The sequence below is a fragment of the Acidiferrobacter sp. SPIII_3 genome (assembly GCF_003184265.1).
Classification (GTDB): Bacteria; Pseudomonadota; Gammaproteobacteria; order Acidiferrobacterales; family Acidiferrobacteraceae; genus Acidiferrobacter.
On sequence record NZ_CP027663.1, the window covers coordinates 3,219,822 to 3,243,259 of the forward strand.

Sequence of the window (23,438 nt, forward strand, 5' to 3'; positions counted from 1 at the left end):
ATGAGGGCCATAAATCAACCGGATTGCAGAGACAGGGAGGGCGCGAGGATGCGCGGCGTCAGGAAAATGAGCAGCTCCGAACGCGTGTTGTTGACCAGGGTGTTGCGGAACAGGTAGCCAAGGAGCGGTAGGTTGCCCAGAAACGGCACCTTGGTCACCGTGCGCAGGCGGCTATTTTGATAAATGCCGCCGATCACGACCGTCTGGCCGTTGTTGACCAGCACCTGGGTCTTCAGGCTCTTCTCATCCAAGGTCCCCGCCACCGCATTCGCGAAGCTGTTGTCGGTGATCTTCACGGTCATGATGATGCGATTGTCGGGCGTGATCTGGGGGGTCACCGACAGACCCAGGACCGCCTGCTGGAGCATGCTCTGGCCGAAACCGAGATTGAAGAACTGCTCCTCGCCCTGCTTGATGTCGGCCTTGCGGTCGTTGGCGGTGATAAGACGCGGGCTCGAGATGATCTTGCCCTTGTTTTCCGCCTGCAAGGCCGAGAGCTCGAGATTCAAAAGATTGTTGCTCGCGATCTTGGCGACGGTCAACGCAAAGGTCGCCGGCAGGGAACTGCCGACGCCCACCGAGGGCAGATTGACGTTAAACGCCCCTATGCTCGTGTTCGACAACGTGCCCGCGGTGCTGGAGGGCAGGCCCGGGGCCGACGACTGGCCGGACCCGGCGCACTGCGCCGCCGGGCAGCTCGAGATCGAGGTCGACGGTGTGCTGTAGGAATAATTGAGACCGAGCTGCGCCCCGAGGCTCTTGTTGAAGCCGTCGTTGGCCTCCACCAGCCGGGCCTCGATCAACACCTGGCGCACCGGGCGGTCGAGCTTCGCTATCAGCCGGCGTATGGCGCGGACGCGCTGCGGGGTGTCCTGGATGATCAGGGAATTCGTGCGCTTGTCCACGGTGACCTGGCCGCGCTTCGAGAGCAACGAGGTCGACTCCGTGGTCTGCTTGCTGTAGCTCACCGAACTAAACGGCATATTGCTCGTCTGCGCGCCGACCGTGCGCGTGGACTTCAAGACCGCGGCGATATCCGAGGCCTTGGCGTAATTCATGCGGATCAGGACCGTCTCCAAGGGCTCGAGCTTGCGGGCCTCGGCGCGCGCCTTGAGGCGCGCCTCACGCTCCTTGGCCATCTGCGCGGCCGGCGCCACCAGGATGATGTTGCCGCGCCGCTCCATGCCCAGGTTCTTGGTCCGCAGGATGAGGTGCAGGGCCTGCTTCCACGGGACGTCGTGCAGCTCCAGGGTGAGGGTGCCGCCTACCGCGCTGCTCGTCACGAAATTCAGGCCGCTGAAGTTGGCGAGCACCTGCAGGGCGGCGCGCACGCCGATGTGCTGAAAGTCGAGCGAGATCTTGCGGCTCGCGTATTTGTTCTTCTTGCGCGCGAGGATCCGGTAGGCATGCCGGGAGACCGGTGTCACGCGCATCAGGAAGCCGCGCCAGGGCGAATTTGTCCTCAGAAGATTCCCGTCCCTATAGAACAACTTAACCTCGGTCACTGGACAAGCCTGCAGCGCTGCGGCATCATGGGAGTATGGAAGCACCCCCGATTTTCGACGGCCAGGCCCTTTCAGAACTGGTGGTCCGGCCCGTCACGCGTGGCGAAGGGCCGCGTTATCAGGAGCAGATGGCCCGTCATCATTACCTTGGCGATCTCCCGAAGCTCGGCGAGACCCTTTGGTATGTCGCCACGTGGCGCGGGCAATGGCTGGCGCAGCTCACGCTATCGGCGGCTGCACTCAAGTGCGGCGTGCGCGATCGCTGGATCGGCTGGGATTTCCGCAGCCAGTATGACCGCCTGAAGCTCATCGCCAACAACAGCCGCTTCCTGATCCTTCCGCAAGGCCGCTTCCCGAATGTCGGTTCGCGTGTGCTCGGCCTGCTTGAACGGCGGGTCGCCGCCGACTGGCAACGGCATTTCGGCCATTCGTTGCTGCTGCTGGAAACCTTCGTCGATCCCCGCCGCTTTCATGGCGGCGTCTACCGAGCCGCCAACTGGCTGGCACTGGGTAAGACGCGCGGCTATCGGCGAACGCGCACAGGCTACAGCGACGAGGCCGAGGCGCCGAAGTGGGTGTTCGTGCGCCCGCTGCACCGCCGCGCCACCGCCTTGCTCATCCATCCCGACCGCGACCGGCTGGGCCTCACCGGGACCCCGAAGATGCAACTCAACGCCCACCAAATGCGCTCCCTTCCCCTGTGTTTTGCCGCCATTCCCGATCCGCGCCGAGCCCAAGGGCGTCGGCACCGCCTGCCGGTGGTGCTGGCACTGGCCGCTGGCGCGACGCTCTGCGGCTTGCGTGGCTACAAGGCGATGGCCGAATGGGCCGCCGATCTGGGGCAGGCCGCCCGGGCGCGCTTCGGCTGTCGGCGCAGGCGCATGAACGGGAAGGACCATCATTACGAGGTACCCAGCGAATTCGTCATCCGGGACTGCCTCGTCCGGATCGATGCGGGCGCCCTGGACGCCGCGCTCGCATCGTGGCAAAAGGCCTGGGGCCTCATCGACGAGGCGCTGGCCATCGACGGCAAGACGATGAAGGGCGCCATTGACGACGAGGGCCGGCAGGCACACATCATGAGCGTCGTCGGACACGAGTCCGAACACTGCTACGCCCAAAAAAAGTCGGTACCCTGCCTGTAGCCGGGGCCGACGAACACAAGCAGACCAACGAAATCGGCATGGCCATCCCGCTGCTTGCGGGATGCGAACTCGCCGGCCGGGACATCACCGCCGATGCGCTGCTGACGCAACGCGCATTGGCTGAACACATCGTCCGGCAAGGAGCACACTACCACTTCACGGTCAAGGGCAACCAGCCGGCGCGAACTCGCCGGCCGGGACATCACCGCCGATGCGCTGCTGACGCAACGCGCATTGGCTGAACACATCGTCCGGCAAGGAGCACACTACCACTTCACGGTCAAGGGCAACCAGCCGGCGCTTCAGGCCGCCATCGCGCTGTATTTCAAGGAGCGCGGGGCACCCGACTACACCCAAACGCCGACCCTGGCCCACGGTCGCATCGAAACCCGCCGCATCTGGTGCACGGACGCGCTCAACGATTACCTCGACTTCCCGCATGTCGGCCAATGCTTCCTCATCGAGCGCGAAAGTGTCGAGAAGACGACCGGCAAGCACAGCAGCGAGGTCGTGCTCGGGGTGCACGGACGCGCTCAACGATTACCTCGACTTCCCGCATGTCGGCCAATGCTTCCTCATCGAGCGCGAAAGTGTCGAGAAGACGACCGGCAAGCACAGCAGCGAGGTCGTGCTCGGGGTCACCAGCCGTCCTTCGCACAACGCCTGCCCTGAACGTCTGCTCAAGCTCAATCGCGGGCACTGGACCATCGAAGCCAAGCATCACAAGCTCGACTGGAATTACGACGAGGACCGCAGCCGCATCCGCACCGGCCGCGGCCCGGAGAATATCACCCGCCTGCGCCGTTTCGCGCTGGGCGTGCTCAAGTCCTTCCAAAAACCGGGGCAATCCATCGCCGCAATGATGCGCCGACTCGGCAGGCGCTCACGCACGGTCATGGATTATCTGCGGCTGACCTCCAATTCCCGTGCCACGGTCATGGCTTGAGAACAAATTTGCCGTGGAAGCCGCGCTGGGCCTGATAGCCCATTTGCGTGTAATGGCCGTAGGTATGCAGGATCATACGCGCCGAACGCCCGTCCTGGAACGTCCGGATGGTGTCGATGGGGGTGGCGAAGTCGGTCACGACGAGTTTGCGCTGTTCGGCCTTGGGGACCGCCGTGTCGTGGAAGGTGAGGATGATGCGATGGCCCCGGTTATGGACGCTCACCGCCACGTTCGAACTCGACAGCTTGACCTGCACCTTGCCGGCCCCGTTGCGGCCGCGATGAAAGGTGATGGCGCGCAGCCGATAGCGCGGGCGATGATTCGGTCCGGGCGCCAGGACCGGGGTCTTGGGTTTGGGGATGGCCGCCTGCGCGATCCGGGTGTTGGGGCTCGCGACGATGACGTCTATGGCGTGCGGCCGCACATAGGCCCTGTAGGCGGCGGGATTGACCAGGCGGATCACGACGCGGGTCATGCCGTTGGCCTCGACCGCCGCCACATTGCGGACATCGCCGGCACCCACCTGCAATTCGCCGAGCGCCGGCTTGATGACGGTATGGGGGACGTCCAACACCACCATCGCGGGCTTGGTCAGCACGAAGGCCGAGGGCGCCTCGGGGTGCTTCGTGGTCACCAGATGGAGCTCGATCCTGTTCCCCGGAAACGCAAAATAGCTCAATTTCCGCAGGACGTTCGGGCCGTTGGCGGCGGCCTTGACCGCCGCCGGCAGGGCCTTCACCGCCGACGGGGCCGCGGTGCGCGCCGCCGGCCGGGTCGCCGGGGGGCTTTGGGGCACCACGCCCGCGACCCCGGCCAGGACCGCCTCGTAGCCGTAGGAGGTGCGCGTCAGATGCATCCGCCCCCGCTTCGTCAACAACACATCGACATCCACCCCGTGACCGTGATCGGCGAGGTACGGATAGACCCCCTTGACGGTGCCCGATCCGGGGAGGTCCCGGACGTGGGTTCCAAGCGTGGTGCGGCGCAGGTGGACGCGCAAAAGCCGTCCGTGGCGCCTGACCTCGAGCCGCCCGCGGCGATGGCCGCTGATCGCAAGCCGCAGGGCCGGCTTGCCGGCCGCGGTGGTCCAGGAAAGCCCGGTGAGTGTGGCGGCCCCAGCCACGGCGAACGCGGAGAGCGCGAAGGCGATGGCGGCGAGCTTAAGTCTGATCATGATGGGGCTCCCTTTACTTGATAGCCAAGGTGACTGGCTGCTTGACCCAGCCCGTCGGGCCTGCGACGGTTTCCACGAGACGAATCTTGTGTGCGGTGATGCGCACGACCTTCCCGTAGTGCTCGCCCATGTAATTGCCGACCTGGACCCGGTGGGTCGAATGATCGGGGGTCCTGACCAGGGCCCACAGTTTGGGGCCGGCGGACAGGGTCCCGACCATCGTGAGTGCGTCCAAGGGGAAGTGCTGCAGGGGGCCCTTGGGGAGGTGGCGATCGGGATTGGGGCCGCGACCCGGCAGGCGCATGGCAAACGGCTCGAACGGATCGATATGGTGACGCATGTTGAATGCCACGATGTGCGGGGCCGGGATCTTCGGGACCGGCTTGACCGGGGGATGGTATCCGGTGTCGGCGGTCGCCACGAACTGCTGAAGGCGCGCCATGCCCCCGCCCCCGGAGCATCCGGCAAGCAGCGCGCAGGCCACGGCCATGAACGATAGGCGCATCATCATTTCTTCGTATACCGGTGCTTGAGATAACGATAGGTCCTGGCGGTCACGGACATCGACAGGAAGTCCCCCTGCTTGGCCGTGACCTTGACGTCACCGAGCGTCACGATGCGCGGCAACGCGGCAATGTCGCCCACGAAATGGCCGAGCTGCTCGTAGGTCCCGGCGACCGTAAGCGCGATCGGGAGCTCGGCATAGAAGTCCTTGGGCACCTCTTTTTCTGGCTTGAACAAGGCGAACTGAAGGCCGCTGCTCTTGCCCGCCTGCGTGACCTCGGTCACGAACTCCGGCATATGGGTCGTGTTCGGGAGCTCCTGCAACAGCCCCCCGAACACGACCTTCATCTTCTTCATCTGCTGCTCGTAGGCGGGCAGTTGCGCGGCCTCCATCTTCTGTTGCAGGAACTGCTGCTTCAGCGCCGCCTCCTGGGTCCTCAGGCCATCATAGGTGTGGATCTGCCCGCTTATGAAAAACCAGTAGCCGGCGAGCAGCAGCAGCACGCATGAGACGCCGACGCCCACGACCTTGACGGAATACGGGGATGCCGCCAGATTGTTGAGGTCGACACCCTTCAGGTCCTCGATCGTCTGCCGCCAATCCACGGCTATGCCCTCCCCGCGACGGGCTTCTTGACGGGCGCCATGCCCTTGCCCTGCGCGGTCAACGTAAAGAAGCTCAAATGGCCGGTCCCGCTTTTTTTCACGGTGATGACATCCAGGACCGGATTCGTAAACCACGGCGAGGCGGCCAGATTGCGCATGAACTGCGACACGCGCTCGTTGGACTGGGCGACACCGGAGATCGTGAACGACTCGGCCTTCTGCCCAAGCGACGTGAGATACACGCCAGGAGGGACGTCGCGCGCCAGGCTGTTGAAGCTGTGTACGATCATCATGCGGTCCATCTGAAGCTTCTGAATGACGTGCATGCGCGCCAGCAACGCCGCGCGCTTCTTCTTGATCAAGGCGATCTTATGGATCTTGGCCGCCATGAGCGTCATCTGCTGCTGGAGATAGCTATTGCGCGCCTGCTGGTGGGCCACCACGTCGCCAAGCTGCATATGGATATAGAAAAGCACGACCAGGACGCCGGTCCAGGCCAGCGCCGCGTCGCGGATGAGCCGCTTGTCGAGCTCCTTGCGGCGCTGTTCACGCCACGGCAGAAGATTGAGCCGCATCATGGATCGAAGCTCCGGAGCGCGAGCCCGCAACTGACCATCAGGGACGGGGTCTCGTTGGCAAAGACCTGTGGCTTGATCCGTGGGGCGAGCGTCATGCCGGTGAAGGGATTGGCGATCGCCACCGGCACGCCTACGCGTGCCGCCAGCAGCTTTTCGACGGCCGGGATCTGCGCGCAGCCACCCGCGAGCAACATGAGATCGACCTTGTTGAAAGGGCTCGAGGAGTAGAAAAACTGCAGGGAGCGCATGACCTCCTGGCACAAGGCCTCCAGGAATGGCCGCAGCACCTCGGACTGGTAGTTCTCGGGGAGCCCACCCTGCTTCTTGGCGAGCCCCGCCTCCTCATAGGAGAGTCCATAGCGCCTCTGGATCTCCTCGGTCAGCTGGCGCCCCCCGAAACTATGCGAGCGGATATAGACCGAGCGATTATTGTGCATGACATTCAACGTCATGCTCGTCGCGCCGATGTCGTAGACCGCGACGGTCTTTTCCATGCCGCCGCCCGCCATGTGTTCCGCAAGGAGGCCATAGGCGTTTTCCATGGCATAGGTCTCAAGGTCGACGATGACCGGCTGGTAGCCGTGTGTCTGGATGACCGCGAGGTAGTCGTCCACCACCTCCTTGCGGCACGCGGCGATCAGGACCTCCACCTCCTCGGCGTTGTCTTCGGTCGGCCCCGCCACCTGGAAATCGACATTCACCTCGTGTAGCGGATAAGGGATATGGTGCTCGGCCTCCATCTCGATCTGCGTCTGGAGCTCCGACTCGCTGAGCGCCGCGGACATGCGCACGGTCTTGCAGATCGCCTGGCTCGCCGGGACCGACACCGCAACGCGTTTTAATTTTGTCCCGCAACGCTTCATGGCGCGATCCACGGTCGCGCCCACCTGCTCGATATCGGCGATCGCGCGCTCTATGACCGCATTCTGCGGCATGGGCTCCACGGCGTAACGTTCCACGCGATACTGGCTCTGATTGCGGCTCAACTCCAGCACCTTGACCGACGAGGTACTGATGTCCAAGCCGACGAGCGGCGGCTTTTTGCGGTTGAAAAGACGCAATTTCCTCCCTTTTTCCGGAACTTATGCCCGGTACGTCGCTCTTTAGATGAGCTGCCATGAACTATAGATCAGGGATTGGCGGTATGCCAATGCTTTGGCCTTCTCGCGTTTACCCTTATACTGGAACGCATCCTGCTGGTTGAGAGATTATGGCCCCTTCATCTACGTCTGGCGCGCCCTTGAAACGCCGGCTCGGGTTTCGGTTGCTGCTCGTTTTCTTCGGACTCTTTGCGGCCGGGGTCCTCGCGGCGACCGTAACCGCGATTGTGCTCGCGCCCACGCTGCCTCCGGTCCACAACATCCTGCGCAAACACCTGAAGGCCCCACTTCAGGTGCTGACCCGTCATGGGCAGCTGATCACCGAATTTGGCAACGAGGAGCGCATGCCGGTAACCCTCAAACAGGTCCCGCCCACCCTCATCCAGGCGGTGCTCGCGGCCGAGGACCGTTCCTTTTATACGAACCCCGGGATCGATCTCCTCGGGATCGCGCGTGCCGCCTGGGTCGATATCGTCACGGGACGCAAGGCCCAGGGCGCGAGCACGATCACGATGCAGGTCGCGCGCAATTATTTCCTGAGCCCACACAAGACCTTCACGCGCAAGATCAAGGAGGTCCTGTTATCGTTCAAGATCGCGCGGGAACTGACCAAGGACCAGATCCTCACGCTGTATCTGAACAAGATCTTCCTCGGCAATCACGCCTATGGGTTCGAGGCGGCGGCGCACGTATATTATGGTAAGCCCCTGAAGGCCCTCGATCTCGCGCAGCTCGCGATGCTCGCGGGCCTCCCGCAGGCGCCATCGCTCGACAATCCGATAGCTCACCCGCATAACGCCCGCGCCCGCCGCCACTATGTGCTGACGCGCATGCTGGCACTGGGAGACATCACCGAGGCCCAGTACGCGCAGGCCGATGCCGCGCCGATCGCGACGCGCGCGCACACGATCCACTATCATGTGGATGCCCCCTATGTTGCGGAGATGGTCCGCGAATACATGATCAAGCATTTCGGGAAAAAGAAGACCTACGACGGCGGTTACCGGGTCTATACGACGCTCGGGGCACGGGAGCAGGAGGCCGCCGATCACGCCGTCGAAGACGGCCTGCTCGCCTACAACATTCGTCACGGCTACTATGGCCCGACCGCGGTCGTACCGGTCGACGCCAAGACCTCCCGGCACCGCCTGCGCCGCGACCTGCGCCACTACACCACGGTCGGCGGGCTTGTTCCGGCGATTGTGACCGCCGTCGGTTATCACTCGATAAAGGCTTATGATCTCGACCGCCACACGGTGCGCGTCGGATGGCAGGGACTGTCGTGGGCGGCGCGGTTCATCACCGTGAACGCCGAAGGGTATGCACCCAAGCAGGCGAGCGACATCCTGAAGGTGGGCGATGTCATCTACCTGCACCATGGAGGCCCGGGCCGATGGGCGCTGTCTCAGATCCCCCGCCCATACGCGGCGCTCGTGTCCCTGCGGCCGCGCAACGGTTCTATAGCGGCCCTGGTCGGCGGCTTCGACTTCTATCATGACAACTTCAACAACGTCACCCAGGCCTACCGCCAGCCGGGGTCGAGCTTCAAGCCCTTCGTGTATTCGGCGGCCATCGCCAAGGGCTACACGGCGGCAAGCCTGTTCAGCGGCGCACCGATCGTCGCTTTGAGCGGCGCGCACGGCGAGCTGTGGCGACCACACAACTATTCAGACCACTTCCGGGGGCTTACACGCATGCGCGTGGGTCTCGCGCAGTCGATCAACCTGGTTTCGATCCGGGTCCTGCGCGCCGTGGGCATACGCTATGCCGTACACTATGCGGAGCGCTTTGGCTTCAAGGCCTCCGCGCTCCCGCACAGCCTCTCGCTCGTGCTGGGAAGCGCGACACTCACACCGCTCGAGATGGCGCGCGGCTATACCGTGTTCGCGAACGGCGGCTTCAGGGTCCGTCCCTATTTCATCCGCAAGATCGTAGACGAGCGCGGCAAGACCATCTGGCGCGCCAAGCCCCTGGTCGTGCCGCCGCCGGCGAACGCCAGTGTCGCGATTCGCGGAACACCGCACTTCGCGGTCCAGGCGATCAGCCCGCAGAATGCCTATATCATGACCAGCATGATGCAAAGCGTGATCCGCTCGGGGACCGGACAGCTTGCGCTTTCGCTAAAGCGCATCGACATCGCCGGCAAGACCGGGACATCGAACCACGAACGCAACGCGTGGTTTTCGGGATTCAGCCCCTATCTCGAAACCACCGTGTGGGTGGGCTTTCCGGTCCCGAAATCCCTCGGCCATTATGAAGTGGGTGCCCATGCGGCGCTCCCGATCTGGGTTCAGTACATGGGCGCGGCGTTGGCGGGGAGGCCGGATACCCCGTTTGCCCGGCCGCGCGGTATCGTGACGGCCATCATCAACCGTCATACCGGACTGCCCTGCAGCAAGACGAACCCGGCCGCGATGCGCGAGTATTTCATAAAGGGAACGGTGCCCAAGAAGGGGGGGCAGCGGGGCGTGCCCGGGCCCGCGCAGAGCGTTCGCAGCAGCGGACTCTTTTGATATGGGACGCCATACACGTGCCGCCAAGCCGCGCGGTCGCGCGGCCGAGGCGGCGGTGCGACAAAAGATCGTTATCGAGGCCGCGCGCATCATGGCCGAGGATGGCGTTCGCGACTACCAGAGCGCGAAACGCAAGGCCGCCCATCGCCTGAACCTTCCCGAAGACAAGAACTGGCCGGGCAATGCCGAGATCGAGGCGGCCCTGAAACAGCATCTCGAACTTTTTCAGAAGGACTCGCCGGCGGTGGTGCGCGAGTTGCGCGCCAATGCCTTGGAGGCGATGACGCTGTTGCGGGACTTTTCCCCGAAACTCGTGGGCGAGGTCCTAAGCGGCGCGATCACGCGCTTTCCCGAGGTCCAGCTGCATCTGGCCGCCCCCGCGCCGGAGGATCTGGGCCTGTTTCTGGACGGCCACGGAATTCCGTACGTCATGGAAGAACGACGGTTGCGTTATAACGACGCGCGCACGGCATTGGTGCCGGTATTCCGGTTCGTGGCCGGAGAGACCGGGTTCGCCCTCTATGTCCTGAGCCCGGAGGCGATACGCGAGCTCCCGGTCTCGCCGATCGACGGCCGCCCCATGCATCGAGCCGGTATTCGCGAGGTGGAAGAACTGCTCGGATCGTGAGCAGGAGACGGCGTGGCCGTGCGCGTGCCGCCCTTGCGCGGCGGCGGCCCGCCTCTATAAGATGCGGCTTCTCTGCACAGGATCTTGACGTGAAACACGCCCTCGCCGCCCTTTTCCAGGACACCGTGACGACCCTCGTCGCCGAAGGGCGTCTGCCGGCAGGCCTGCCGGCCCCCGAGATCGCGCGCCCCCGCCAGGATGGGCATGGCGACTTCGCGACCAACTTCGCGCTCGCCGCCGCCAAGGCCGCGGGACGCGCTCCGCGGGCGCTTGCCGAGGAGCTGAAGGGCGCCCTCGGTGGGTCACCCCTTATCGAGCGCATCGAGATCGCAGGTCCCGGCTTTCTCAATGTGTTCGTGGCGAACGCGGCATTCCACGAGGTCGTACGCGCCGTGCTGCGCGAGAAGGAGGCCTATGGGCGGCTTGCGGCGCGGCCTGGCAAGGTCCTTATCGAATTCGTATCGGCCAACCCCAACGGGCCGCTGCATGTCGGCCACGGCCGGGGGGCGGCCTATGGAGACTCGCTCGCCCGCCTGCTCGCGTGCGCCGGCCATGAGGTGGAACGTGAATACTACGTGAACGATGCCGGCCGCCAGATGGACATCCTGGCGCTTAGCGTGTGGTTGCGCTACATGGAGGCCTGTGGCCGGGAGATCGTTTTCCCGCAGAGCGGCTACCGCGGGGCCTATGTGGCCGATATCGGGCGGGCCCTGGCGCGCGCCGAGGGCGATGGCCTGCAGCGCCCGATCGCGGACATCCTGACCGCCCATCCCGACCTCGACGCCGACGCGCTCATGGACACCTGGATCACGCGTCTGAAAGAGGCCCTCGGTGCGCAATACCGGGTCGTGCACGCCTTTGGCCTGGACGCCATGCTCGCCGACATCAAGGATGATCTGGCGGCATTCGGCGTCCATTATGACCGGTGGTATTCGGAACGGGGCCTGGTGGAAGGCGGGGCCGTGGAGCGCGCATTGGCGCGCCTGCGCGCAAACGGCGAGGTCTACGAGAAAGACGGGGCGCTGTGGTTTCGCGCCACACGCTACGGCGACGAGAAGGACCGGGTCGTCGTGCGGGAAAACGGCGTGGCCACCTACTTCGCGTCCGATATCGCCTATCACCTCGAAAAATGCGAGCGCGGCTTTAGCGATCTCATCGACATCTGGGGGGCCGATCACCACGGCTATGTGCCGCGCGTGAAGGGGGCGCTCGCGGCCCTCGGGGAAGACCCCGACCGCCTTCAGGTCCTGCTCGTCCAGTTCGCCATCCTCTACCGGGGCGGCGAGCGCGCGCAGATGTCCACGCGCAGCGGGGATTTCGTGACATTGAGGGAGCTACGCGCCGAAGTCGGCAACGATGCCGCACGTTTCTTCTACGTACTGCGCAAGAGCGAGCAGCACATGGACTTCGATCTCGACCTCGCCAAGTCACAGTCCAATGACAATCCCGTCTATTATGTGCAGTATGCGCATGCGCGGATATGCAGCGTCTTCCGCCAGCTCGCCGAGCGCGGCCTACCGGCGCCGGACCTCGCCCAGGCCGACCTGACCCTGCTCGACGCCCCGCAGGAGCGCGCGCTCCAGCGGACCCTCGGACGCTTCGTCGATGTCATCGATGAGGCCGCCGCAGCCCGCGAGCCCCATCAGATCGCCTATTATCTCCGCGAATTGGCGGGTGACCTGCACGCCTACTATAACGCCCAGGCCTTCCTCACCGTCGACGCGCCCCTGCGCGACGCGCGCCTGGCATTGATCGCGGCGGCCCGTCAGACCCTCGCCAACGGCCTGGGCCTGCTCGGGGTCAGCGCCCCCGAGGCCATGTAGATGGCCGACCGGCGCCGGCGCCCGGGGGAACGGTCCGGAGGTGGCAGGCCGTGGATGGTCGCGGGGATTGCGCTCATCACCGGCCTTCTCGTGGGCCTGCTGATTGCGCGTCATGCCGCTAAGCCCACGCCGGCACGGCCGGTGGTGGCCGCCAAGCCGGCCCATGCGCCCCTTACCGTGCTGACGCCACCGCCGGCCCCCAAACCGAAGGGGCCGGCCCCCGGCCTGCCGGCCGCCACCCAGTTCGACTTCTACACTATCCTCCCCGAGATGCATGCCACCGCGCGCCCGTCGACCCGGCACACCCAAGCGGCTGCGACGGCCGGCGCACAGACGCCACCGGCGGAGCACACGGCGCCGCGCGCCGCGCCCGTCGTCAAAGGACGTTTCATCCTGCAGGCCGCCTCGTTTCCCGATATCGCCGATGCCAGCCGATTACGAGCCGAGCTCGCGCTGCGCGGCCTCGGCTCGTATATCGAGAAGGTCAGCATCAGTGGGCGCGGGGCCTTTTATCGCGTCCGTATCGGACCTTTGCGACGCACCGCGATCCCGCACGCCCGCCATGTCCTGGCGCGCCTTAACCTAAAGCCGATCCTGCTGCGCGAGGCGCGCGGCAACTAGGCCCGATGGACCTAGGCGGTCACCGCCATGCCGGGCGGCGACGGGACCTCGGCGATGCCGGGGACGATCGGCAAAGTGTCGTCGCGTGACCACTCGTTCCAGGAGCCGAAATAGACCCTGACATGCGCGATGCCCGCCTCATGCAGGGCCACGAGCGCATTCGAGGCGCGCGCGCCCTTGAAGCAATAGACGATCACCTCGGAGTCGGGCGCGATCCCGACCCCGGCGCACGCCGCGCGGATCTCCGCCGCCGGACGAAACCAGGCGACCGCCCCCTCGCGCTCCTCCATGAGCCGGTACCATTCGATCCACACCGCGCCCGGGAGACGCCCCTTGCGCGGGCAAAAGTCGACGCCGTACGGTGATGAGCTTGCGCCCTCCCACTCATCCCGGTCGCGGACATCCAGGATCACGACCCCGGGACGCGAGAGCGCGGCAAGCACCTCTTCCTTGGTGGCCATGAACGCCTCGAAGGCCGGTCGCAGGGGAAAGACCTGTGGCTTTACGGCCGGCACATCGACGGCCACCGGCAGACCGGCCTGCAACCACGCGCGATAGCCCCCATGCAGGACATGGACGCGACCATAACCGAGGGAACGGAGCAGAAAATAACCCCGGCAGGACTGCCCATAGCCGGTATTCATGGCGTCCTCGTAGATCACGGCGGTCTCGGCCCCGGAAAGGCCGGCCGCGCCAAACAGGCCGGCAAATCGGGTCGCGAGATCGGTGAGTCCGGCGGGGTCGGAGGTGGCGAGATAGGTGAAGATGTCGCGGATGTTCACGGCCCCCGGGATATGACCGGCGGCATAGGCCGCCGGGTCGCGGGTGTCGATGATCACCCGGGGCCCGGACAGCGATGCGAGATCGCGGGGACTTACGAGTATCGGCATCATGAAACCTCCTTGTGTCTACCAGACGCGGTAGGGTAAAAACTTCCCGTTCATCGTGACCTTGATACGATCACCCTTGGGGTCGGCGACGCGCTCGATGGCCATCTCGAAATCGATGGCGCTCATGATGCCGTCGCCGCACTTTTCGTGAATCAAGGCCTTGATGGTGGTGCCATAGACCTGCAGGATCTCGTAAAACCGGTACAGGAGCGGATCCACCGGCACGAGCGGATCAAGCGAGCCCTTGGTCGGGCACTCGCGCAAAAGGGCCTGGGCCTCGGCGTCCAGGCCCAAGGCCCGCGCGGCGGCACAGGCCTCGGCCTCACCCATGCCCATCTGACCGAGCAAGGCGGCCGTGGTCCATACCTCACTGCGCCCCACCTTCTCCGCCAAGGCCTTGAAGCTGAGGCCCTTTTGGCGCTTGGCCTCGATGATACGTTCCGTCACGTCCTGTCTTGTCATGACTCGTCTCCTGGTTGGGGGCATCAACGCCGGACGCGGCCACGCCCCGGGCCGACCCAGGCTCGGCCGCGGACCCGCGACCGGCCGGGTGTTCGAAAAGAATGTCGAGCAGACGATGGCGCAGCGCCGCGTAGCCGGCCTGGCGATGCAAGGTCGCGGCGCGTCGGGCCCGGGCAAGCCCCACGGGGATGATCTCGGCACGCGACCCCGCAGGCGCCCGGCGCATGAACAGGATCGTGTCGCCGAGCAGGATCGCCTCGTCGACGTCATGGGTTATCACCAGCACCGTCTGCGTCAAAGTCGCGCACAGATCGAGCAGCTCGTCTTGCAGGCCCGCGCGCGTGCGGGGATCCAGGGCGCCGAAGGGTTCATCGAGCAACAGGACCTTGGGTTCTATGGAAAGCGCGCGTGCCACGCCCACCCGCTGGCGCATCCCCCCCGACAACCCCGCCGGACGCCTGTCCAGGACCGACAGGAGATCGACGAGCCCCAGGTATCGCAGGCAGTGCGCGCGTACGCGTTCGCGACCCCACCGGGGCCAGCGCGCCCTGACCGCGAAGCGCACATTGTCGAGCACGCTCAACCACGGAAACAGCGCGTGGTCCTGAAAGACGAGTCCGCGATCGAGCCCGGGGCCGCGCACCTCGCGGCCATCAATGAACACCGCTCCGGCGTCGGCGGAGTCGAGGCCGGCCACGAGGCGCAAGAGCGTCGACTTTCCACAGCCCGACGGTCCGAGCACACAGGCGATCTGGCCGCGCGCCACCGTAAGATCGATCCCGGCCAGCACCGGCGTGGGCCGGGCATTCGGCGCGCCATGGGTCTTTTGCAACCCTTCGATCCTCAAAAAGGCCTCGGACATGCTCATGTCTCGTAGGAGACGCGCCGCGCGAGATGCGCAAACAGCGCGTCCAGCGCCATGCCCACCACGCCTATGAGAAAGATCGCGACGAGCACGCGGCTTAGGGAAAGATCGTTCCAGGAATTCCACACGAAGGCACCGATCCCGCGTCCGCCGACGAGCATCTCGGCGGCGACGATGACAAGCCAGGCGATGCCCATGGAGACGCGCATGCCGTTGACGATGGCCGGCGCGCACGCCGGAAGCAGCACCGACAAGGCCAAGCGCAGGCGGCCCGTCTCCAGGCTGCGCGCGACCTCGATCCATGTGGGCGGCACCACCGATACGGCATGGCTCGTAGCCAGCAGCATCGGCCAAAGGGCACAGATGAATATCACGAACACCGCGGAGGCATCGGCACCCTTGACCGTGTACAGCGCAAGCGGCATCCAGGCGAGCGGGGAGATGGGGCGCAGGAGCTGAATGAAGGGCGCCAGGGCGCCTCGCCACAGGGGCGACATCCCGACGACAAAGCCCAAGGGCAAGGCGACGGCGGCGGCGCATACAAAACCCGAGAGCACACGGGCAAGCGACAGGCCAAGCTGGAGCAGGATACCGGAGCGGTTCGGGCCGCGATCCCGGAATGGGTGCGTGAAGACGTGGCGCGCCGCGCGCCAGACGCGCCCGGGTCCCGGAAAGGCCGAAGTCGCGGCGCGCGGGGCCATAAGCGATGCATACGCACCAGGCCGCGCATGGACGGGGGCCGGCAGGGTCGCGACATACCAGAACAACAGCAGGATCGTCGCCAGCGCGAGACTCACGACTACCGGACGCCACGTCGCGCGCGCTCCCATCAGCGTCCCCCATCGGCCAGCGAGGCGAGGTAGGCGCGCGGCCTTGCGGGATCGAAGACGCGACCCATGATTCGGAAATCGGGGGCCCGGGGGGCGGGCGGCGAGTAACCTTGCGCGCGCAGCATGCGCGCGGCATCCGTGGCCAGGTACACCCGCCGCGCGATGTCCTGATAGCGCAGATGGCGGTGGATGTAACCCCAGCGTTTCAATTGGCTCAGGATCCACACCGCCATGGCCGGATAGGGATAGGGGGCGAAGTCGATGCGCTCGGGGACATCGCGCACATGCCCCAGGCCATCGGCGAAACGTCCGGTCAAGACCTGGCTTACGACCGTGACGGGTTGATTCAAGTACCGCGGAGAGGCGAGCGTCGTGACCATCCCCGGACGGTTGGCGGCCGGATGGGCAAACTCCGCGGCCGCCATCAAGGCGCGCGTGATGGCCGCGAAGGTCGCCGGTGCCTCGCGGACCAGATCGCTTTGCACCGCCAGGGAACAGCAGGGATGGCCATCCCAGATGTCCAGGGAAAGCGTGTGTATATAACCGAAGCCATCATACACGGCGCGCTGATTGAAGGGCTCGGGACCAAGAAAACCATCAATATTGCCAGCGCGCAGGTTGGCAACCATGTCGGGCGGCGGCATGACGCGTAAGGCTACGTCGCGGGATGGATCGAGACCATAGTGGGCTATGTAATACCGCAACAGGAGATTGTGGATGGAATAATCGAACGGGATCGCGAAGCGCATGCCCTTCCAGGTCCGGGGATCGCGGCGGTTCCTGTGGCGCAGGTGCAGGGTTATGGCCTGGCCGTTTATGTTTTGCAGGGCCGCGCAATCCACGCCCACCCTCGGCGAGCCCACGCCCATGGACATGGTGAGCGGCATCGGTGCGAGCAGATGCGCGACCTGCAGGCGACCGGCGGCCAGGCGGTCGCGGACGATGGCCCAGCTGGTGGCCTTTTCGAGGGTGACGGCCAGGCCCTCGCGCGCGAAGCCGCCGCGCGCATGGGCCATGATAAGCGGCGTCGCGCACATGATGGGGAGATAGGCGATGCGGACATGCCTGTGCTCGGGCGCAACCCGGTCGTGAAGCATGGCCTCGGCGGCACGGTAGGGAAAGAGGCTTGCGACCGCCGCCAGCAGGCCCTGCGCCCCCAGACTCTTCAGGAGTGCGCGGCGCACGCCGCTGTGCGGATAGAGCGCCCGGAGTACGGACTCGGCCATGGGGTCGACGCCCGCCTGCGGCGCATGCGCACCAATATGAGACTCGGGGCATGCGTCGCGACCATGCAGTCTTTGGGGATCGGGATCGGGATGCGGTCGGCCTTCGTCACGTGTCATGGGGCGCTCGCTGAAGTGGACAATGACGCAAAAGAGCAAGTCTCATGCCAGGGGGCGCGGGGCTACGCATGAGCGGGGTGGCCGGACGCGCGGAATGTAACGGGCCAATGTTCGACACTTTGTCGACTCTTTGCCCAATCGCGCATGCTTTATGCATGGCCGCCAAGGGTGTCAGGAGAGGGAGAACGGGCCATGGACGGACGGGCGGGCGGCAAGGGATGCGAGGACCTGCGCGAACAGGAGGCGCTGTTTGTGCGCCAGGCGGCGGGCCTGCTCGGGCGCGGCCTGGCGCCGCCGGTCGTCCTCCACGAGATCCTCCACCTGCTGTCGGAACTCGTGGGCCTGAATCGCGGGCGCATCGTCCTACGCGACGACGACGGGCGCGGCGTGATACGGCATGCCTACGGACTGCGCCACGACGAGATCGCACGCGGCATCTACGCCACCGGCGAGGGCATCACCGGGAAGGTGTTGGGGGGCGGGCGCACGATCATAGTGCAGGACATCAATGACGATCCCGACTATCTGCAGCGTGCGGTGCCGCGCGCCCGTCTGCCGACAGGCACCGTATCCTTTATCGCGCTACCCATCGCCATGGGCGGCCGGATCGTGGGCGTGCTCGGGGTGCATAGGCTGCGCGAGCGATGCCGGCCGCTGGCCGCCGACCTGCAGATCCTGAATACCGCCGCGGCCTTCATCGGCCAGATCATCCACGCAAGCGAGATGGTCCCGGCGCGCGCGATGTGTGCGGATGCGGGCAACCGCGAGGCGCCGGCCACCCCGGGCGAAGCGGCGACAGCGCCCCCCATGCACGGCATCATCGGGGCCTCGCAGCCGCTGCGCGCGGCGCTCGCCCGGACCGACCGCGTGGCGCGCTCGGAGGCCTCGGTGCTCATGCTGGGCGAATCCGGGACCGGAAAAGAGCTCTTCGCCCGCGCCCTGCACCTCATGAGCGCTCGTCGCGACGGGCCGTTCGTGCGTGTGAACTGCGGGGCGATACCGGAAAACCTGTTCGAGTCGGAACTGTTCGGTCATGAGCGCGGGGCCTTCACCGGTGCCCACGCCACTTCCATCGGGCGCTTCGAGCAGGCCCACGGCGGCACGCTGTTCTTGGACGAGATCGCCGACATCCCGCTGCCCTTGCAGGTCAAGCTGCTGCGCGCCCTGCAGGAGCGCGTCATCGAAAGGCTTGGCGGCCGGCGCGCCATTGCCGTGGACACGCGCATAGTGGCGGCCACCAACGAGGATCTGCAAGAGTCGGTGCGCGCCGGGCGGTTCCGCCTGGATCTCTTCTATCGCCTGAACGTGATCCCCATCCGACTGCCGGCGCTGCGCGAGCGCCCGGATGACATCCCGCTGCTTGTCGACTTCCACATGCGCGAACTGTCACGCGCGCACGGGCGCGTCATGCGCATCACGCCGGCGGCGTTGCGCAGACTGGCCGGCTACGACTGGCCGGGCAATATCCGCCAACTGCGCAATGTCGTCGAACGGCTCGTGTTGTTGGCCGACACCGACCTCATAGAGGCCCGCGAGGTCGAGCAGGCCCTGGCCGGGGAGCTGGCGCCGGCCGCGCCTTACGCCGCGCCGGCGGGCCTGGTACGCGCCTATGGACGCGTCGCCGAACACGACGTTGAGCACATCCGGAATGCGCTAAGGACCGCTCGCGGCAACAAGTCGCAGGCCGCGCGCCTGCTGGGCCTGACCCTTAGACAGTTCACGTACCGGCTGAAACGGCTAGGACTCGAATACGTGCCGCCAGATTGTTGACAATTTGCGCGACACATCGCACCCACCATCCTTCGAGGGCGACATGGCGCGTGGGTTTGCGTGCTGGCACGGGAATTGCCCCGTCACAGAGGGCGAATGTTCGCACCCCCATCGAAAGGAGCTGTTTATGCCCGAAACCCTCGAAGCCGCATGCGCGGCCGCGCTGCCCCCGGTGGATAGCGAGGCCCTGGCCGCCCTGGCGGCGCGCGGCAAGGCCAACCCCGAGGCGGTCGTGACCCTCAAGGCACGGACCGTCTGCGAGGGAAAGTTTCGCAACCTCACCTACATCCGCGCGCTCGCGCCACACGTGATCGACGAGCCCCCTCACCTGCTCGGCGACGACACCGCCCCCAACCCGTCCGAGGCGGTGCTCGCGGCCCTCGGATCCTGCCTGTCCGTGGGGATACAGGCCAATGCCGTGGCCCGCGGCATAACCTTGCGCCGGCTCGAGGTGCGGCTCGAGGGCGACATCAACGTGACCTCCGTCTGGGGGGTCGGTGACCTTTCGCCCAAACCGCTCGGCTTCACCGCGATACGCGCCACCTTCGTGCTGGAGGCCGACACCCCGCGCGCGGCGCTAGAGGACTTGGTGGCCCACGCCGATGCGTGGTCACCGGTCGCCAATACGTTGCGCAACCCGGTGTCGGTAGCCGTCAAGCTTGCTCGCTAAGGGGGTCCGATGACCGAGATGTACGGGGATGCCAGGCGGGCCGACGCCCCAGTGGTCGCGGGGGGCGAGGAGGATCTGGCGCGCCTGCGGCGCCTGGTGGCGGACCAACTCGCCGCTCTGGCGCCGAGGATCGATGAGGAGGGCCTCCATCCGCAGGCCTTCCTGCGCGACTACGGACGGGTCTACGGCTTTGGACACGCCGTCGATCTTGGCTACGGAGGGCGGCCCGGGGGGCTGAAGGGGGTGATCGCGGGCATGGAGGCGTGTTCCGAGCACTGCGTCTCGACGGGCTTTCTTGTATGGTGCCAGACATCATGCGCCTGGTATCTTCAAAAAAGCGGCAACACGCCGCTGAAACGCCGCCTGCTCCCCGCGCTCTGCTCAGGACAGCAACCGGCGGGCACCGGATTGTCCAATCTCCTGAAGGCCCGATCACAACTCGAACCGCTACGGTTGCGCGCCGTCGCCGTGCCCGGCGGTTACCGCATCCACGGCACCCTCCCGTGGGTATCGAACCTGGTCGCCGGGGCGGTGTTCGCGGTGGCCGCGGCCACGCCTGGCGGGACCTTGATGGCGCTTGCGCGTGCCGGCGCGCCGGGGCTCACGCTGCGACGCGCCGGGCCGTTCTGCGCGCTCGAAGGGACAGCGACCATGAGCTGCCGGTTCGACGACGTGTTTCTCGCAGACAGCGAGGTGATCGCGCCGGACGAGGGGTTCGACGATTACTTCGCGCGCATGCGCCCTGGGCTCATATTGGCGCAGATGGGCATGGCGCTCGGTCTGGTGCGGGGGGCGCTCACCCTCATCGACGAGACGCGGTCGCCGGCGCGGCCCGCCAATGCCTTTGTCGAGCACCAGCCGGAAGACCTGCGCGAACGGCTGCACGCCTTGCGCACCGAGACCCAGGCGGCCGCCGACGGGCTCGACGGCTGTGCGCCCGCGCGCTTCGACGAAATCCTCGCGCTCCGCGCGCGCGGGACGCGCCTGGCACTGGACGCCGCGCAGAGCGCCCTGCTGCATTGCGGTGCAAACGGTTACCTCGCGCGCCATCCCGCCCAGCGGCGCGTGCGCGAGGCATACTTCGTCGCGCTTGTCACACCCGCCCTGAAACACCTCGCCCGCGAGATCGCGCTCGCGAAAAGCAGCGGCCCTTTGCCGGTCGCCTGACCACGCCCCCACCCCCACAGGCACGGCGCGCACTGTGGCTTTGCCCGCGCGCAGGCCACGCCCGGCGCCCGGATCCGGCCGAATGACGGAGACGAACCGACAATTTTGCCCCCGGACGCAAAATCAAATTGCATTAGCGGAAAAAGATGCCTATGATTCGCCCGATTCCACGGCACCGAAGGCGGCCGCCATTCTCTGTTAGCGATCCCATCGCTCTCAGGCCTAACGCTGACCGGGTGTGCACGGGAGCTACTTCAACGGGACTGCCTTAGACGAAGGTCTGGGAGTTCCTCGGTAACAGAATTGGAGGGCTTGCCCATGCGCTCACTTGGACATCAGATTGTGGCCGAGTTTTATGGATGCGACAAAGCGCTTCTGAACGACGTCGCATACATTCGGAACCACATGCTGGAGGCCGCCGTGAAATCCGGCGCCACGATCGTCACGGAGACGTTCCACCACTTTTCCCCGCACGGGGTCTCGGGCGCGGTCATCATCGCCGAAAGCCATCTGGCCATCCACACATGGCCCGAATACGGCTATGCGGCAGTCGACCTGTTCACCTGCGGCGACTCCGTTTCCGCGGAGACCGGCTTCAATCACCTGCGCGAGGCCCTGGTCGCCGGCCATGTGTCGACCATGGAGGTCCACCGCGGGCAGATCGACATGATGTCGGTGGCCGAGGACAAACAACCGGCCATGAAGCTCGCGATGGGCTGATCCGCCCCGAAGATAGGATTTGCCATGATTATCAAGACGCCTACGTCCCACACCTTCGTGACGGGCTCGAGTGAGGGCTATACGCCCTTGAATGCCTTCGACGGCGCCTTGCTGGCCGCCGGCATCGGCAACACGAATCTCGTCAAGATGTCGTCCATCGTCCCTCCCGGGACCCGCGAGGTGCCGATCACGGAGCTTGTGCTCCCGCCCGGCGCGCTCGTGCCCGTGGCCTACGCCGCCATGGAATCCGATATCCCGGGTTCCATGATCTGCGCGGCGGTGGCGGCGGCCTGGCCGACCGATCCCGCAAAGCCCGGGCTTATCATGGAATACCATGCCCATGGTCACCGCGAGGACGCGGAGTCGGTGGTGCGGCGCATGGCCGAAGAGGGCATGCGCAAGCGCGGCTGGGAGGTAAAGACCCTGAAATCGATGGCCATCGATCATCGCGTCGAGAAGATCGGCGCGGCGTTCGCCGCCGTGGTGTTGTGGGACCTCTGATGGACAAGGCCGGTTGGTACACGGAGGAATGGGCAGACCAGGGGTCGGCGATCTCGCTGCGCGTGAAGGACAAGGTGCATGATGAGCAATCGCCCTATCAGCGCATAGAGATCTACGAGACCGAGACCTTCGGGACGCTCATGACCTTGGACGGTCTGGTCATGGTGACCGATCGCGACAACTTCGTGTATCACGAGATGATGTCGCACCCCGCCCTCTTCACCCATCAGACGCCGCGCCGGGTGCTCATCATAGGCGGTGGTGACTGCGGGACCTTGCGCGAGGTCCTGAAGCACGATGAGGTGGAACACGTCGATCAGGTGGAGCTGGACGAGCGCGTGACGCGCGTCGCCGAACAGTTTTTCCCGGAGCTGTGCGCCGCCAACGACGACCCGCGGGCGCATCTCCATTTTCAAGACGGTATCCGCTGGGTCGCGGACGCCAAGCCGGGATCCTACGACATCATCATCGTCGATTCGACGGATCCGGTCGGCCCGGCCGCCGGACTTTTCGGAAAGGCCTTCTACGCCGACTGTCATCGGGCGCTCAAGGCCGACGGCATCGTCGTGGGCCAAAGCGAGTCGCCGCTCTTTCATGCGCCCCTGATCAAGGCCATGCACGAGGCCTTGCGCGGCGCGAATTTTCTGGACGTCGCCACCATCCACTTCCCGCAATGCACCTACCCGTCGGGCTGGTGGAGCGCGACCATGGCCCGCAAGGATGCGACGCTCGCGGGCTTTCGCGAAGAGGCCTGCCACGAACGCGCCTTCGCCACCCGCTACTACAACGCCGGCATCCATCAGGCGGCGTTCGCCTCCCCGGAATTTTTGTTCAAGACCCTGCTCTAGGCCCACGCGCGGCTCATCGTCGGCGCGGCACCCGCCCGTCACGGGGCGATAGCACGGCGGGCAAGACAGGGGGGCAACCAGGCCCGCAAGGAGGCGATGCTCGCGGGCTTTCGCGCAGAGGCCTACGAACGCGCCTTCGCCACCCGCTACTACAACGCCGGCATCCATCAGGCGGCGTTCGCCTCCCCGGAATTTTTATTGAAGATGCGGCTCTAAGCGGAAGACGCCG

24 protein-coding genes are annotated in these 23,438 nt (G+C 65.7%); 13 read left to right on the forward strand and 11 right to left on the reverse strand.

The features are described from left to right. Nucleotides 1-14: 14 nt before the first annotated feature. Nucleotides 15-1,505: a type IV pilus secretin PilQ gene (locus tag C4901_RS16355; protein WP_110138314.1), complete on the reverse strand. Its 1,491-nt coding sequence runs from the start codon at nt 1,503-1,505 to the stop codon at nt 15-17. A gap of 35 nt (nt 1,506-1,540) precedes the next feature. On the opposite strand from C4901_RS16355, the gene C4901_RS16360 reads away from it, so the two are divergent. From C4901_RS16360 to C4901_RS17805, 3 genes are all read left to right on the forward strand, one after another. Then, the gene (locus tag C4901_RS16360) at nt 1,541-2,650 is read left to right on the forward strand and encodes a Druantia anti-phage system protein DruA (protein WP_205736087.1); all 1,110 of its coding nucleotides are present in this window, start codon (nt 1,541-1,543) and stop codon (nt 2,648-2,650) included. Between the two features lie 38 nt (nt 2,651-2,688). Further along, a complete protein-coding gene (locus C4901_RS17385) occupies nt 2,689-2,892 on the forward strand; it encodes a hypothetical protein (protein WP_145960768.1) in 204 nt (67 codons plus the stop codon). A gap of 230 nt (nt 2,893-3,122) precedes the next feature. Then, nucleotides 3,123-3,596 carry a hypothetical protein gene (locus tag C4901_RS17805; protein ID WP_168185787.1) on the forward strand — a complete coding sequence of 158 codons (474 nt, stop codon included), beginning with the start codon at nt 3,123-3,125 and terminating at the stop codon, nt 3,594-3,596. Here C4901_RS17805 and C4901_RS16375 read toward each other — a convergent pair. Genes C4901_RS16375 through C4901_RS16395 form a run of 5 tightly spaced genes read right to left on the reverse strand, consistent with a single transcriptional unit; the run spans nt 3,586 to nt 7,519 of the window. Continuing rightward, a complete protein-coding gene (locus tag C4901_RS16375) occupies nt 3,586-4,770 on the reverse strand; it encodes an AMIN domain-containing protein (protein ID WP_110138316.1) in 1,185 nt (394 codons plus the stop codon). The two genes, C4901_RS17805 and C4901_RS16375, sit on opposite strands and share 11 nt — an antisense overlap. Nucleotides 4,771-4,783: 13 nt before the next feature. Beyond that, complete coding sequence (locus C4901_RS16380) at nt 4,784-5,281, reverse strand: pilus assembly protein PilP (RefSeq protein WP_110138317.1); 498 nt, start codon at nt 5,279-5,281, stop codon at nt 4,784-4,786. After that, nucleotides 5,278-5,880, reverse strand: a complete 603-nt coding sequence (locus C4901_RS16385) for a type 4a pilus biogenesis protein PilO (protein WP_168185788.1) — start codon at nt 5,878-5,880, stop codon at nt 5,278-5,280. The genes C4901_RS16380 and C4901_RS16385 overlap by 4 nt, the downstream gene beginning before the upstream one ends. A gap of 2 nt (nt 5,881-5,882) precedes the next feature. After that, nucleotides 5,883-6,458: a PilN domain-containing protein gene (locus C4901_RS16390; protein WP_110138319.1), complete on the reverse strand. Its 576-nt coding sequence runs from the start codon at nt 6,456-6,458 to the stop codon at nt 5,883-5,885. Further along, the gene (locus C4901_RS16395; protein WP_110138320.1) at nt 6,455-7,519 is read right to left on the reverse strand and encodes a pilus assembly protein PilM; all 1,065 of its coding nucleotides are present in this window, start codon (nt 7,517-7,519) and stop codon (nt 6,455-6,457) included. The genes C4901_RS16390 and C4901_RS16395 overlap by 4 nt, the downstream gene beginning before the upstream one ends. 149 nt (nt 7,520-7,668) lie before the next feature. On the opposite strand from C4901_RS16395, the gene C4901_RS16400 reads away from it, so the two are divergent. The 4 genes from C4901_RS16400 (at nt 7,669) to C4901_RS17810 (ending at nt 13,143) form a co-directional block, all read left to right on the forward strand. Further along, nucleotides 7,669-10,071: a penicillin-binding protein 1A gene (locus tag C4901_RS16400; RefSeq protein WP_110138321.1), complete on the forward strand. Its 2,403-nt coding sequence runs from the start codon at nt 7,669-7,671 to the stop codon at nt 10,069-10,071. A 1-nt stretch (nt 10,072) separates the two neighbouring features. Further along, on the forward strand, nt 10,073-10,699 hold the full coding sequence (locus C4901_RS16405; RefSeq protein WP_110138322.1) for a hypothetical protein: 627 nt from the start codon (nt 10,073-10,075) through the stop codon (nt 10,697-10,699). 89 nt (nt 10,700-10,788) lie between these two features. Then, nucleotides 10,789-12,522 carry an arginine--tRNA ligase gene (gene argS, locus C4901_RS16410; protein WP_110138323.1) on the forward strand — a complete coding sequence of 578 codons (1,734 nt, stop codon included), beginning with the start codon at nt 10,789-10,791 and terminating at the stop codon, nt 12,520-12,522. Between the two features lie 54 nt (nt 12,523-12,576). Next, a complete protein-coding gene (locus C4901_RS17810) occupies nt 12,577-13,143 on the forward strand; it encodes an SPOR domain-containing protein (RefSeq protein WP_168185789.1) in 567 nt (188 codons plus the stop codon). Nucleotides 13,144-13,154: 11 nt separating this feature from the next. Here the strand turns inward: C4901_RS17810 and C4901_RS16420 are convergent, their stop codons facing one another. The 5 genes from C4901_RS16420 to C4901_RS16440 are packed head-to-tail and all read right to left on the reverse strand — an operon-like array spanning nt 13,155 to nt 17,533. Further along, the gene (locus C4901_RS16420; RefSeq protein ID WP_110138325.1) at nt 13,155-14,036 is read right to left on the reverse strand and encodes a sulfurtransferase; all 882 of its coding nucleotides are present in this window, start codon (nt 14,034-14,036) and stop codon (nt 13,155-13,157) included. A 15-nt stretch (nt 14,037-14,051) separates the two neighbouring features. After that, nucleotides 14,052-14,495 carry a cyanase gene (gene cynS / locus C4901_RS16425; RefSeq protein WP_110138326.1) on the reverse strand — a complete coding sequence of 148 codons (444 nt, stop codon included), beginning with the start codon at nt 14,493-14,495 and terminating at the stop codon, nt 14,052-14,054. Beyond that, entirely contained in the window at nt 14,401-15,357 is a 957-nt protein-coding gene (locus C4901_RS16430; RefSeq protein WP_168185790.1) for an ABC transporter ATP-binding protein, read from the reverse strand. The genes cynS and C4901_RS16430 overlap by 95 nt, the downstream gene beginning before the upstream one ends. Nucleotides 15,358-15,359: 2 nt before the next feature. After that, nucleotides 15,360-16,190 carry an ABC transporter permease gene (locus C4901_RS16435; protein WP_110138328.1) on the reverse strand — a complete coding sequence of 277 codons (831 nt, stop codon included), beginning with the start codon at nt 16,188-16,190 and terminating at the stop codon, nt 15,360-15,362. Next, the gene (locus tag C4901_RS16440; RefSeq protein ID WP_110138696.1) at nt 16,190-17,533 is read right to left on the reverse strand and encodes an ABC transporter substrate-binding protein; all 1,344 of its coding nucleotides are present in this window, start codon (nt 17,531-17,533) and stop codon (nt 16,190-16,192) included. The genes C4901_RS16435 and C4901_RS16440 overlap by 1 nt, the downstream gene beginning before the upstream one ends. Nucleotides 17,534-17,725: 192 nt before the next feature. On the opposite strand from C4901_RS16440, the gene C4901_RS16445 reads away from it, so the two are divergent. The 6 genes from C4901_RS16445 to speE all read left to right on the forward strand — a co-directional run bounded on the left by C4901_RS16445 (nt 17,726) and on the right by speE (nt 23,209). Continuing rightward, nucleotides 17,726-19,303: a sigma 54-interacting transcriptional regulator gene (locus C4901_RS16445; RefSeq protein ID WP_110138329.1), complete on the forward strand. Its 1,578-nt coding sequence runs from the start codon at nt 17,726-17,728 to the stop codon at nt 19,301-19,303. 127 nt (nt 19,304-19,430) lie between these two features. Then, the gene (locus tag C4901_RS16450) at nt 19,431-19,973 is read left to right on the forward strand and encodes an OsmC family protein (protein ID WP_110138330.1); all 543 of its coding nucleotides are present in this window, start codon (nt 19,431-19,433) and stop codon (nt 19,971-19,973) included. Between the two features lie 9 nt (nt 19,974-19,982). Beyond that, entirely contained in the window at nt 19,983-21,140 is a 1,158-nt protein-coding gene (locus C4901_RS16455) for an acyl-CoA dehydrogenase family protein (RefSeq protein WP_110138331.1), read from the forward strand. Between the two features lie 318 nt (nt 21,141-21,458). Further along, nucleotides 21,459-21,860 carry an adenosylmethionine decarboxylase gene (speD, locus tag C4901_RS16460; protein WP_110138332.1) on the forward strand — a complete coding sequence of 134 codons (402 nt, stop codon included), beginning with the start codon at nt 21,459-21,461 and terminating at the stop codon, nt 21,858-21,860. A gap of 24 nt (nt 21,861-21,884) precedes the next feature. Beyond that, the gene (locus C4901_RS16465; protein WP_065971322.1) at nt 21,885-22,361 is read left to right on the forward strand and encodes a pyruvoyl-dependent arginine decarboxylase; all 477 of its coding nucleotides are present in this window, start codon (nt 21,885-21,887) and stop codon (nt 22,359-22,361) included. Beyond that, nucleotides 22,361-23,209: a polyamine aminopropyltransferase gene (gene speE, locus C4901_RS16470; protein ID WP_110138333.1), complete on the forward strand. Its 849-nt coding sequence runs from the start codon at nt 22,361-22,363 to the stop codon at nt 23,207-23,209. Before C4901_RS16465 ends, speE begins: the two co-directional genes overlap by 1 nt. The last annotated feature ends 229 nt before the right edge of the window (nt 23,210-23,438 follow it).